The organism is Paenibacillus sp. PvR133 (assembly GCF_017833155.1).
Taxonomy (GTDB): domain Bacteria; phylum Bacillota; class Bacilli; order Paenibacillales; family Paenibacillaceae; genus Paenibacillus; species Paenibacillus polymyxa_B.
This window is the reverse complement of record NZ_JAFIBS010000001.1, coordinates 3,684,689-3,697,179: the sequence shown is the minus strand read 5'-3', so window position 1 is coordinate 3,697,179 and position 12,491 is coordinate 3,684,689. Positions and strand designations below refer to the sequence as shown.

Below are 12,491 nucleotides of genomic sequence, written 5' to 3'. Positions count from 1 at the left end.
TCACCTACCTCTTATGTTTCGGGTCAAGTACGTCCCGCAGTCCGTCACCAAAAATATTAATGGCGATGACCGTAGCAAAAATGGAAAGGCCGGGCGGTATCCACATCCAAGGACGCTGTTGAAAATCCAGCACATTGTTGGCCGCATCAATCATGTTGCCCCAAGTCGGTGTTGTAGGAAGCACACCAAGGCCGAAGAAACTAAGTACAGATTCACTCAGGATAGCTCCACCAATGTTCAAAGTGGCGATAACAATCAGTAATGGCATAATATTAGGAAATAGATGCTTGAACAGCTTGCGTCGGTTCGACAGTCCCAGCACTGTTGCAGCCTGCATAAATTCACGCTCCCGCAAACTAAGCATCTGACCTCTCACCATCCGCGCGATCCCCGGCCAATTGACCAGACTGAGCATCAGCATAACGATATACATACGTTGATCTGGCGGAACCTTCCAGTCAGACAACAGTGCGCCCATAATGAACAGCAGCGGCAAACTCGGAATGGTCAGCAGCAAATCAGCGATCCGCATAATGATCTGATCTGCAATTCCACGAAAATACGCCGATATGACGCCCAGCGTAGCTCCCAAAAAGACAGACAATACCATAGAAGCCAGTCCCACGGTGAGGGAAATTTGGCCTGCCTGCATCACGCGGGTCAGCACATCCCTTCCCAGCTTATCCGTTCCCAGCCAGTGATGAAGGTTCGGTGCCTTGTTCATGATTAATATATTCGTTTTGTTATCGGCATAGGGAGAAAATAACGGGCCGATAAAACAGATCAAAAACATAAAAACAACGACGAGCAGCCCGGCCATAGCCAGCTTGTTTCTGAACAACTGCCGCAGCGCTTGCCGCCACATTGAAGATTTTGCAGCTATTCGCAGTCTACCGCTGCTTTTGCTCAAATTACTGCTAACGGATGACATTCCATAGCCCCCTCCTTACACCTTTACACGCGGGTCCGCGATACGATACAGAATATCGGACAGTAGTGTCCCCATGACGCTCAAAATAGCAATCAGCATCGTGAAGCCCATGAGCAGCGGGTAATCCCGAAGCGAAAAGGATAGCATGTACAGCTGACCAATTCCCGGCCAGTTGAAAATCTTTTCAATAATAAGAGATCCGCCAAACAACGCGGGCAATTCGAAGCCAATCAGCGTAATTGCAGGCAGCAACGCATTTCTCAACGCGTGTGTAAAAAGTACCTTTCTTTCCTTTAAGCCCTTCGCACGAGCCGTGCGGATATAGTCCTGCTGGATCACGTCGATCATATTGCTGCGGAAATAACGGGTCAGCGAACCCAGTCCCAGCAGTGTCATGACGGTCACCGGCAGGGTCATATGCTGAACGACCTCCTTCACATACTCCATGCCTGTAGCGTTACTGCCCGTATTGAGCATGCCGCCCGGCGGCAGCCATTTGAGATCGACCGCTGCAACCTTGATCAGATACAGCCCGATAAAAAAGGATGGAACAGACATGGCGGCAAAAATCACCACCATAACGAGGGTATCGAACCATGAATACTGCTTATAAGCAGCAACCACACCAATAATGACAGCAATAACCCACGTCAGGAAGGTCGATACAATCGCCAGTAAAAACGAGTTCCAGATGTATTCGTTAAACAGGGTCAGCACCGGCTTTTGCTGGGCAAGTGAATAACCAAAATTGCCATGCAGCGCATTCCACAGCCAGCTTCCGTAGCGCTCCAGAATAGGCTTGTTCAGGCCATATATTTCTCTCAGCTCCGCCTTCCTTTCTGGTGACAGCTTGAGATCGCCGCTGATGAAATCTCCCGGTGTCATGGCGTACAGGAAAAAAATCATCATCGAAGCGGCCAACAGAATAATGACCATATACGTCAGTCTTTTCGTTAAAAACGAGCTCATGGCAGACTCCTTTCATTTACCCCATTTGGGAGGCCCCTTGATCCAAACCTGTCGATTCTTCACAAGGGGCTCGCAAGCGTGGATTTATTTAAGGGACCATTCAAACAGATTGCCGGACAAGCCAATGAACGGACTGACCTTTACATGTTCCATGCGGCCATTGTAGGCATACACTGTTTTCTTATAGTTCGTGAAAATGACGGGCAGCTCATCGTTAAGCAGTAAGTACAGTTCTTTATATATTTTTTTGCGTTCCTCAATATTCGTCGTGGATAAGCCTTTTTCATACAGCTCTTTTACCTTCGGATTGTTATACCCCTTGATTTCCCCATCGACGAATTGCTCTATCCCGTCAGACGGGTCGGTCAGCATTGGGGTGGAGAAGGATGCCATATCGTAATCTTTACCATCTACCTTGGCGACCATTGCATTAAAGTCTGCGAAAATTTCCGGTTGGAAATCAACGCCAATCTCCTTGTAATTTTCAGACGCGATTGCAATAAACGTATTTGTTTCCGGGCGTTTGGAGGTCAGCATGTGAATGGTCAGCTTCTGGCCGTTTTTCTCACGGATACCGTCACTGCCTGCTACCCAGCCTGCTTCATCCAGCAGTTTTTTCGCTTTTTCCGGGTCATAATTGTACGGATTTACCCCGTCTGTCGTGTAGGACCAAAAAATAGGAGAAGACGGAATGTTAGCCACCGCTCCTGCACCCTGCGCTGCATCTACATAAATGGTTTTGCGATCCAGACCATAAGTCAACGCCTGACGAATCTTCTTATCCTTCAGCTTTTCATTCTCCAGATTTAATTGAATATATCCGTAAGTGCTTGGGGTATAGGGCAAAATGTTCAAAAAGCCAAGCCCTTTCAATTTATCAATGTTTTCCTGAGTCGCGGTGAATTGGGCAAAGTCGGTATCGCCTGTCTCAATAAACTGCCAAGCATCGCCTTCCGCGGTTTTGTAGATAAAATGCTGTGTTTTCGGTTTGCCTTTGAAGAAGTTATCATTGGCTTCCAGACGAACCTCTTGCCCCGGAATGAATTTCTCCAGCTTGTAAGCGCCGTTACCCAAAGGACTACCGTGCAGGTTTTTAAAGTAATCCAGTTGTCCGAACTTGTAATCCTTGCCGTAGTAGGCTTTGGACAAGACATCGGAGCCTAGAGTTGTCAGCGCCAACGCGTTTGGCTTTTCCAGCGTTACCGAGATCGTTTGCGGATCAATGACCTTGATCCCGTCAATTTGTTTCGATTTGCCCTCGGTATAGGCCTTGCCGCCTTTGATGTTCAGCTTGCGGATGGGGCTGTCTCCGGCATAGGCTTTGTCATAAATCAGCGTCCATGTAAAAGCCACATCCTCTGCCGTCAGAGGGGAACCGTCGCTGAATTTCGTATCGGGAACCAGATGAAACGTGTACGTCAGATTATCCTTGGAGATATCCCAGCTCTTAGCCAGATTCGGTAGTGGAAGCCCTTTCTCATCTACCGTGACCAGCGGAGTCCACAACTGTGAAATCACGTTGCCATCATAGCCACTTTGGTTGAAATAAGGAGTGAACACCCCAGCCGGGTCGGTCAGACCGACAATAATTGTATCGCTTCTCTTTTTGGACACATCCGGCAGCTTGGTCAAATCGGATGCCTGTACCAGACTTGTCAAAGGCTGTACAGTAGCAGCCGTCTGTGCAGCATCATTACTCTGCGGAGTGGCGCTGTTAGCGCTGTCCGATCCACCGCTGGAGCAAGCCGCTAGTAAGGCTGAACTTGCTAGTAGTAGACTGCTTAGTAGAATGATTCCTTTTTTCAAAATAATCCCCCCGAGTTAATTAGTTAAATTCCGATCAAACAAGTTGTAATTAATAAGATAAATCCCATTATAGGAATCTAATGCGGTTCTGTAAAGGGAGAACTCGACTTTTTTTTATATTTAGACAAAAAAACGCCGGATCATCTGGATTCCATCTCCAGGTGACCGACGTCTATTCGTTTAAAGTATTAAAGTCTATGGATACGCCGCAGCTTATTTCCGTTCCATATAGCCGAGGATACTGCTATGTATTTCATTCACCGCTGAAAGCCTTGAACTATAACCGAGCAACGTTTCGCTATCAAAGTGGGCATGGATGAAGCCGGAGGCACGCAGCTTGAAAATATGGTCGTGCGTAATGCCCTTCGATAGCTTGAGGTGACGGACAATTTCAATAAAGGTGCGCGGTGCATCACTTTGGTGTAAATATTTTAAAATCTTAAGCCTGCTTTTCTCCCCCAAGCTTCGAATCATCCGGTATTCCTGTGGAGATAAAAAATCGTCCTCCTGAAAATAAATGCCCGCCGAATAATGACACAGCAGGAGCGATCCAAAACGGTAAATGATATTAAGCGGCTGAAAATGGTAATGCGGTACCAACAGTATCCGCGTCAGTCCATCGGAAGGCTCAAACTGGAAGCCATTGGTTATACGATCCACCCATTCCAAAGTGCTATAGGTATCCTTCTCCTTATTTCTCTGCTCGGCTTCCTGTCCCAGCCCAATCAGAATGTTAGCGTCAGTATAGCGAAAGTATTCCTCATACCAACCAGGTAGCAGCCGTAAAGCAAGACTGCGAAGCTTCTCCATATCCTCAGATAACGGGATACCATAGGCTAATGCCTGCTCATGCAGTTCCCGTGCTGTCCGGCTCTCCAAACGATCTATAACCTCGTCACTGCCCCCTTCATCGGAAAGCATACAGACGAGTCCGTATATGACCTTCCAGTCTGCATTGATTTCCATGGAATCCAGCAGCTCGGACAGACCTGGCGACAGCTTGCCACGTACCTGCTCGGCCCACCCGGATGACAAATCCGTCTTCTTGTATGCCTTGCGGCAAATAAAGGTATGCAAACTGCTAAGTAGCTCAAACATCGGTCCAAATCCCACATGTACATCGTATGGGGCTTTCACGTCGTAGGTCATCACTTTCCGTCCTCTTTTCATCATGTCTGACGTTCATTATACATATTATTGTACATCCGTTCATTCCCTGTGATCCTTGCATACAAATATGAACGAAACAAGCGACATAATCAAGATGCAAAAAAAGCCTGATATGATCAGACTCCAGTTGTTCCAGCTATGAATTAGAAAAGGCTGTCTCCTGCAATATCGCAAGAGACAGCCTTTAGAATGACTTATTGCTTAGCCGCAACTTTCCACTCCAGGATTCCGGTAGATGCGGAACCCTTGGACACCATTTCAATTCTTATTTTGGTTGTTTTTACAGGCGTAAAAGTAGTCGTATTATATTGATCTACCGCGGTGTCCAGCCCTTTGGCCTGCTTGACATTAGACCAGCCCTGACCATTCCAATACTTGATCTTGTAAGACTTAGGAACATCAATGCCAGCGCCATCTTTAAACCAATAGACATCCGTTTGGGATATCGTATATTCTTGATCAAAATCATATTGGACCCATTGTGTACCCGTCTCAGGCCAGTTACCATACACAGCATGACTTCTATCGTTGGAATTGGCAGGTTCAAATCCATCGTTTAGCGCGCTTACATTTTCCCAAGATGAAGTATAAGAGCTGCTAGCCGTTGCCGCAGGTGCTATGTTCACGATTTCATCAGGATCTGTTTCAATTGGGCCCTCGTCGTCTTTAGTCGTGATTGGGAAACGAGCCGTATCCTTTTTGATTTGACTCCAGGTATAACGCAGCATCCAAACATCCCAGTCGGTGATATGATCGGAATTGCCGGCCCACATAATGGTGTTCGTTGGGAATCCACCTGGTGGACGCTCATGTTCTTCATAAAAATCGTTTAACCCAAATCCGTGACCAATTTCATGTTCAGTAATCTCAATCTCATCAGCGTTCACCGTACTCAGAACGTATTCATCATTCATACGCTGTCCCCAGTCGCCGCCGGCTCCCCCGGCAAAATTTTCTGTGGCCCAGAGATACATATCAAAGCGTTTATCCATTCCACCCGGATACGAATAGTTCGGGTCCGAAAAATGCTCAAACCGGGATATTTCATTAGGCGCAACTGGAAGCGCAGCAGGAATTTCCGGTTTTTCAGAAGCTAGTGTATCTGTAATGGTATCCGTATAAATGACCTCGTCAGGCTGCTTGTTCAGGAGCAGTGAAGGATCGGCAACAGCCCAGCCTACCACTTTTACTTTAATATTCTTATAGGGCCAACCGTCATATCCTTGAAGATGATCTGTCCAATGGTTCATCTGCCGATCTATCATTTTAGCAATATCCTGGCGTTGCTTCAGTGTGACGGGCTTAGAGGATTGCCAGCGTATAACATAATTAAGAGTCCCTTTTCCCGCAAAAATTTGATCAAAAATCGTATTTTTACGAACCGTCGAGCCTTCAGTCAACATCCTATTCTTCCAAACCCATTCCACTGAGGATTTGAGATAAGCTGGCATATCAGCTAACGTCGAATCACCCGTTGCCGCAACCACAGAATCCCCGTTTAGATGAGAATCCGCTGATACAAAACTAGCGTTTCCCATCAGTAATGAACTAGCAATGACTACTGAAAAAGAAGCCATCATCATTCCTTTTCTGTTCAACATGTATGTACCTCCATATCCATTTGTATTATTGCAATAGTTTTCTTGAAATAACTATCTCTATCACCTCTCTTTTCGTGTTTGCGAACTAATCTAGGAGATTAAGAGTACACTATCAAATCTCCTTGTCGTTTTTTGTAAATAATCACAAATCATATTATCACTGGATTATTGCATCGTCAATATTTTCCTTAATGATTTAAATTAGTCATTTTAATCGTATCTTGGAACATATACTTGATCTTTGCATGCACAAAACTGGTATTTCATAAAATGAAAAAACCGTTTATTCACTAAATCAATTCCACCATAGAATTTGATTTTGGAACAAACGGCTCTATTTATAAGCTTTTTTCACACTACTCTAGCATTTTTTAGCGGTTAGGAAAACGAGAGGTATCCTTCTTAACCTGGCTCCAGGTATAACGCAACATCCAGGTATCCCACTCTGTTATTTTGGGGGAATTTCCGGCCCACATAATAGTTGGCACAGGAAACCCACCGGGTGGACGCTCATGTTCTTCATAGAAGTCAGGCAAGCCGAATCCATGCCCCATCTCGTGCTCTGTAATCTGGATTTCATCCGAATTCAAGGTGTTCAGGATATAATCATCAGGCATACGTTGCCCCCAATCCCCGCCGGCTCCGCCTTGAAAATTGGACGTTCCCCATAAGTACATATCAAACCGCTTGTCCAGGCCACCTGGGTAAGAATAGTTAGGGTCCATAAAATGTTCAAATCTCGATAGTGCGTTAGGAGCAACCGGAAGTTTAGCTGGAATATTCGGGTCTGTTTTACTTAAGTCATCCGTAATGGTATCCGTGTAAACGATTTCATTAGATTGTTTGTTAAGAATCTGTGATGGATTCGCAACGGCCCAGCCTACTATTTTTACTGTAATATTGTTATAAGGCCAGCCATCATACCCTTTCAACTGCTTATTCCAATTATTGATTTGGCGACTCAGCATGGAAGCCATATCTTTACGCTGCTGAAGAGTGATATTTTTAGAGGATTGCCAACGCACTACATAATTTAGCGTTCCTTTTCCCGCATAGATTTGATCAAAAATCAAATTTTTACGGTTGGTGGAGCCTTCTTTGACCATTCTATTCTTCCAAACCCATTCTACCGATGGCTTAAATTTAGCAGGTATATCAGCAGCAGCCAAATTAATATTTGTCGACTCTATATCGGAAGTGCTTTCCAAATCTGAGGCTGCTGAACCAACGTTAGCCCCGCCAACCAGTAAAGAAGCAGCCACTACCAATGAAAAAGAAGCCATGATCATTCCATTTTTCTTCGGCATTTATTTAACCTCCATACCTTTTATTTTTACGAGACATCTAAAACGACAACGCCTACTCTCTTATTACACCCACTCTCGATTTTGAATAAAATTACAATTTTATACTATCATTGGAATGATATAGCGTCAAACAAAAATATCCCCTCTACAAGGAGGGGATAAGTATCCATAGACTAGGCTCGCACTCCTACTCTATGGATATCAATGCCGATTCTGCCAGTGAAGCCAGTAGCTTCGCTGTTCCGGGCAACGCGCGTTCGTCCAGATCAAAGGCAGGATGATGCCATTCCTGGCTTCCCGCAGTGCCGACAAAGACAAATACACCGGGGATGTTCTTCTGATAAAACCCAAAATCCTCGCTCGCCGAGGATGGTATGGGACGAACTACGTCCAGACCGACCGCTTCTGCCGCCTCCTCCGCGATGACGGCCAACTTACCGTCGTTCAGCACAGGCGGCGGACCCTCGATCCAGCGGATGGATGCTTTCGTGCCGAAAGCATCGGCAACGCCTTTTACGACCTGCTCGAAGCGCTCAATCACCTGGGCGCGAACATTTTCGTCAAATGTGCGAATTGTTCCGTCCAAATGGGCGCGGTCAGGAATGATGTTCCAGGCGTTGCCACTGTGCAGCTTCGTGACGCTAATGACCGCGCTATCCAGCGGATTAACGCTCCGACTCACAATGGATTGCAGCGCCGTAATGATATGTGACGATACCACGATGGGGTCAATCCCTGCATGCGGCACTGCCGCATGTGTGCTCAGACCCTCCACCTCGATGTAAAAACCATCCGCCGCTGCCATTAGCGGACCTTCTTTGATGCCGACCGTGCCTACGGGCAGGTCCGGCTTGTTATGTAGGCCAAATATGGCCTGCACCCCTGCCAACGCACCGCTGTCCAGCACTTGGGCAGCGCCTTTGGCCTTTTCCTCAGCTGGCTGGAACACCAGCCGAACCGTGCCTTTCAGCTCCTGCTCCCGCTGCTTCAACAATACGGCTGCTCCTAACAGGGATGCGGTATGAAAATCATGCCCACAGGCATGCATCTTGCCGGGATGCACCGAAGCATAAGGCAATCCCGTCTCTTCCTGAATAGGCAACGCATCAATGTCTGCACGAAGCGCGACAGTTGGTCCCTCCTGCTGTCCGCCGATTTCCGCTGCTAATCCGGTACGCAGCGGCACATCCAGAATGGTTATGTTCTGTTCTTCCAGCAGACGGCGGATAAAGGCGGTAGTTTCAACCTCCTCGTTAGATAACTCGGGATTTCGATGCAGATGGCGACGAATGTCCACCAGCTTCTGCTCCAAAACCTGCTCCTTCGTCCCGGTTGATCCACTCATCCCTATTCCTCCTTCATGAACCCAAAATAGTTACAATTCTCTCAGACCAACAACATCTAGGACTGCACAGGCAACCCGGCAAAAGCTTCATGCAATAACTCGAACGAGCGCACGCGCTTGTGTATATCCCTTATTCCTGTCGTAACAATTAGCTCATCGGCCTGATACTTCGCTTGAATTTCCGTCAACACAGCATAGATTTCGTCTTTATTCCCTTTGTTAATTTGCGCTTGTGTAGCTTCAATTGTATATTCTTCACCTGTTTGCTTGCCGAACTCTTCTGCACTTTCCAGCGTGCCCACCGTAGCCGTCTTGCCACTGGCCAGATGAATTTTGTACAGCTTCTGCTCCCCTGCTAACTCCGCAGCTTCCTCGGAAGTGTCCGCTACGATGACTGAAAGCGCAAAAAGAGCTTTCGGCTCACGTCCATAACTATAATCGAAAGACGCCCGATACGTACGGAATGATTCCAATGCAACCTGCTCATTACTATTGATAAATTGCGAGAAAACGTAGGGCAACCCCAAACGCGCAGCAATTCCAGCACTGTCTGTACTTGTACCCAAAACGTAAATATCCGCTGGTGTTTCTGGAATCGGATTCGCCTGTAACCCGGCTAACGGTCCTTCTTCAGACGGAATATTATGAATATAGCGACTTACTTCATCAATTTTTTCTTCGAGAGAAGGCGCGTCATGAACGTTTCGTTGTAACGCCTGTGTGGATTTCGGCAACCCGCCCGGCGCGCGTCCAATTCCCAAATCTACGCGACCCGGTGCAAGAGAGGACAGCACATTAAAGTTTTCAGCTACTTTATAAGGGCTGTAATGCTGAAGCATCACTCCACCAGAACCGACTTTAATACGTTCAGTGCGTGCCAGCAAATGGGAAATGAGTACCTCTGGCGAAGAGCCCGCAACCTGCTCGGAATCGTGATGCTCTGATACCCAGAAGCGCGTAAACCCCAATTCCTCTACACGCTGTGCTAGCTTAATCGTATTACGAAGGGCCTGCGCTGCCGTTTCCCCCTCGTGTATAGGGCTTTGATCCAACACTCCGATTTTAATACTCATGTCTCCCTCTCCCGTCTAAATTGAATAGTTATATTCCGGTGTAATCCGTTTCAGGAATTGTTTGGTACGTTCCTCTTTGGGGTGGTTAAAAATGTCGTCCGGTGTGCCTTCCTCGATAATATGACCGCCATCCATAAATACCACATGATTTGAAACATCGCGCGCAAAGCCCATTTCATGTGTAACGACAATCATTGTAATGCCTTCCTTCGCAATCTTGCGGATCACCGACAGCACCTCACCCACCAATTCAGGGTCCAGCGCCGAAGTCGGCTCATCGAACAAAATCACTTCCGGGTTCAGCGCCAAGGCACGCGCTATGCCAACACGCTGCTGCTGCCCGCCGGATAGCTGGCTTGGATAATGATTCAGCTTTTCACCCAGACCGACCTTTTCCAGCACTTCAATGCTAATTTTTTTCGCTTCCTCCTGCTTGACCTTGCGGACAACGACAAGCCCTTCCATGACATTTTCCAGTGCTGTTTTATGCTTGAACAAATTGTACTGCTGAAAAACCATAGCCGTCTTTTGACGTAGAGCCAAAACATCCCTCTTCGCAGGTCGCTTGCAGTTCACTGTAAAATCGCCAATGCTGACTTCCCCATCATTCGGCTTTTCCAGATAATTAATGCAGCGTAGCAGGGTCGTTTTGCCTGAACCGCTCGGGCCTAAAATAACGACGACCTCGCCTTTGTTCACGGTCAAATCAATGCCTTTGAGCACTTCATGTTTGCCGAACGACTTCGTAATATTTTGCAGACGGATCATGATGCTCGACCTCCATTAAACACATTGATTTTTTTCTCCACCAAGCCGGATATTCGCTCAATTAATACCGTCAAGCCCCAAAATAGCAGTGCAGCCGCGATATATACCTCTAAATATTTCCAGTTGGTAGATGCCAGAATTTCAGCCTGTGCCTGGATTTCTGTGACCGAAACCGTGAAGGCCAAGGTAGAGCCATGAAGCATCCCAATAACGGAATTCGTCAGGTTTGGCAAACTCACCACGAACGCCTGCGGAAATACAATCCGTCTCAGCACTTGCCACGTCGTCATACCAACGGCATAAGCCGCCTCGATTTGCCCCTTGTTGACCGATTGGATTCCAGAACGGACGACCTCAGACATATACGCGCCACTGGTAATGGAAAACGAAATGAGTGCAAATACCATATAAGGAACATCTTTGGAATGCAGAGGCCAGCCGAAATGCTTCGCTCCCGCATCAATCAACAAAGGCAAACTGAAATAAATAAGCAGCAAATGCATCAGCATCGGTGTGCCACGGATAAAGGTAACGTAACCGTGAGAAATTTGGGACAACACAGGAACCTTATAGATTCGCGCCAGTGCCGTTATAATACCGATGACCAACCCTGCCAGTACGGAAACCACCGTAATAATTAAAGTGTTGGGCAGCGCGGAGAACAACCCAAAAAAGGCAGTATATATAAATCCAAAATCCAGACTCATATGCCTTTACCTCCTTTACTAAGACGAGGACTTCTCAGGTAGCGCACCACAAAGCTTTTTCGTTTCTCGGGTTCTTTCTGTACTGCATCCCGATGCTCGTGCCGGAGAAGCGTATTTTCCAGCACCTTGAACAATTTTTGTAAAATCAGACTGATCACCAGATAGATAAGGGATAACGCGATATAGGTTTCAACAAAATGCTGGGTAGCCGACCCTAATGTCTGTGATTTCCCTGTCATCTCCATCGCTCCGATCGTAAATGCCAGCGAAGTATCCTTCAGATTGCCAATCACCAGATTGGAAAATACCGGAACCACCACAGCCAGCGCTTGCGGCATTATGATACGTGTAAAGGTCTGGTAGCCTGACATGCCGACGGACTGCGCAGCCTCGATTTGTCCTCGATCTACTGCCTCTACTCCTGACCTGATAATTTCGGAAATAAAGGCTCCACTATTGAGCGCGTAGGTCGCTACGGCAAACCACAGCACATCCCATCTGGAGGAATTGATATCCACCAGCTTTAGTAGCTCTGGCAGGCCGTAATACACCAGAAACAATTGGATTAGAATAGGTGTTCCGCGAAAAAAGGAAACATACACTTGAGAAACACGTTTGAGAAATGGAATGTTATACATGCGAGGCAGCGCAACCAACAGACCAATGATAAGCCCCAATACAAGCGAGCTTGCCACAATAAACAAGGTGATGTGTAAGTAAGACAGCATTTTCGGGATAAAGCTAAAAACATAGTCAATATTGAACTCTCTGCTCATATGCCTGCCTCCTTTCTATACATCAGCGGTCAGAATAC

At 46.8% G+C, this 12,491-nt stretch carries 11 protein-coding genes; all 11 read right to left on the bottom strand.

Features of this window, described 5'->3' with window-relative positions; all coding sequences use genetic code 11:
- Positions 1 to 4: 4 nt before the first annotated feature.
- The 11 genes from opp4C to JOE49_RS16425 all read right to left on the bottom strand — a co-directional run bounded on the left by opp4C (position 5) and on the right by JOE49_RS16425 (position 12,453).
- Entirely contained in the window at positions 5 to 931 is a 927-nt protein-coding gene (opp4C, locus tag JOE49_RS16475; protein ID WP_209941944.1) for an oligopeptide ABC transporter permease, read from the bottom strand.
- Between the two features lie 15 nt (positions 932 to 946).
- On the bottom strand, positions 947 to 1,900 hold the full coding sequence (locus JOE49_RS16470) for an ABC transporter permease (RefSeq protein WP_209941942.1): 954 nt from the start codon (positions 1,898 to 1,900) through the stop codon (positions 947 to 949).
- Between the two features lie 84 nt (positions 1,901 to 1,984).
- Positions 1,985 to 3,706 (bottom strand): ABC transporter substrate-binding protein, encoded by a 1,722-nt coding sequence (locus tag JOE49_RS16465; protein ID WP_209941940.1) that lies wholly within the window; start codon positions 3,704 to 3,706, stop codon positions 1,985 to 1,987.
- A gap of 213 nt (positions 3,707 to 3,919) precedes the next feature.
- Complete coding sequence (locus JOE49_RS16460) at positions 3,920 to 4,855, bottom strand: ArsR family transcriptional regulator (protein WP_209941938.1); 936 nt, start codon at positions 4,853 to 4,855, stop codon at positions 3,920 to 3,922.
- Between the two features lie 215 nt (positions 4,856 to 5,070).
- The gene (locus JOE49_RS16455; RefSeq protein WP_209941936.1) at positions 5,071 to 6,477 is read right to left on the bottom strand and encodes a discoidin domain-containing protein; all 1,407 of its coding nucleotides are present in this window, start codon (positions 6,475 to 6,477) and stop codon (positions 5,071 to 5,073) included.
- A gap of 371 nt (positions 6,478 to 6,848) precedes the next feature.
- Entirely contained in the window at positions 6,849 to 7,784 is a 936-nt protein-coding gene (locus JOE49_RS16450; protein ID WP_068940757.1) for a dockerin, read from the bottom strand.
- 187 nt (positions 7,785 to 7,971) lie between these two features.
- Complete coding sequence (locus JOE49_RS16445) at positions 7,972 to 9,129, bottom strand: amidohydrolase (RefSeq protein ID WP_209941935.1); 1,158 nt, start codon at positions 9,127 to 9,129, stop codon at positions 7,972 to 7,974.
- Between the two features lie 56 nt (positions 9,130 to 9,185).
- Positions 9,186 to 10,202 carry an LLM class flavin-dependent oxidoreductase gene (locus JOE49_RS16440; RefSeq protein ID WP_209941933.1) on the bottom strand — a complete coding sequence of 339 codons (1,017 nt, stop codon included), beginning with the start codon at positions 10,200 to 10,202 and terminating at the stop codon, positions 9,186 to 9,188.
- Between the two features lie 15 nt (positions 10,203 to 10,217).
- Positions 10,218 to 10,970: an amino acid ABC transporter ATP-binding protein gene (locus JOE49_RS16435; protein WP_023988357.1), complete on the bottom strand. Its 753-nt coding sequence runs from the start codon at positions 10,968 to 10,970 to the stop codon at positions 10,218 to 10,220.
- A complete protein-coding gene (locus JOE49_RS16430) occupies positions 10,967 to 11,677 on the bottom strand; it encodes an amino acid ABC transporter permease (protein ID WP_071558820.1) in 711 nt (236 codons plus the stop codon). Before JOE49_RS16430 ends, JOE49_RS16435 begins: the two co-directional genes overlap by 4 nt.
- The gene (locus JOE49_RS16425; RefSeq protein ID WP_023988355.1) at positions 11,674 to 12,453 is read right to left on the bottom strand and encodes an amino acid ABC transporter permease; all 780 of its coding nucleotides are present in this window, start codon (positions 12,451 to 12,453) and stop codon (positions 11,674 to 11,676) included. The genes JOE49_RS16430 and JOE49_RS16425 overlap by 4 nt, the downstream gene beginning before the upstream one ends.
- Positions 12,454 to 12,491 lie beyond the last annotated feature (38 nt).

Coding starts and splice junctions, on each gene's coding strand:
- opp4C (WP_209941944.1), bottom strand. CDS start 931: ATGTCATCCGTTAGCAGTAATTTGAGCAAAAGCAGCGGTAGACTGCGA.
- JOE49_RS16470 (WP_209941942.1), bottom strand. CDS start 1,900: ATGAGCTCGTTTTTAACGAAAAGACTGACGTATATGGTCATTATTCTG.
- JOE49_RS16460 (WP_209941938.1), bottom strand. CDS start 4,855: ATGACCTACGACGTGAAAGCCCCATACGATGTACATGTGGGATTTGGA.
- JOE49_RS16455 (WP_209941936.1), bottom strand. CDS start 6,477: ATGTTGAACAGAAAAGGAATGATGATGGCTTCTTTTTCAGTAGTCATT.
- JOE49_RS16450 (WP_068940757.1), bottom strand. CDS start 7,784: ATGCCGAAGAAAAATGGAATGATCATGGCTTCTTTTTCATTGGTAGTG.
- JOE49_RS16445 (WP_209941935.1), bottom strand. CDS start 9,129: ATGAGTGGATCAACCGGGACGAAGGAGCAGGTTTTGGAGCAGAAGCTG.
- JOE49_RS16440 (WP_209941933.1), bottom strand. CDS start 10,202: ATGAGTATTAAAATCGGAGTGTTGGATCAAAGCCCTATACACGAGGGG.
- JOE49_RS16435 (WP_023988357.1), bottom strand. CDS start 10,970: ATGATCCGTCTGCAAAATATTACGAAGTCGTTCGGCAAACATGAAGTG.
- JOE49_RS16430 (WP_071558820.1), bottom strand. CDS start 11,677: ATGAGTCTGGATTTTGGATTTATATATACTGCCTTTTTTGGGTTGTTC.
- JOE49_RS16425 (WP_023988355.1), bottom strand. CDS start 12,453: ATGAGCAGAGAGTTCAATATTGACTATGTTTTTAGCTTTATCCCGAAA.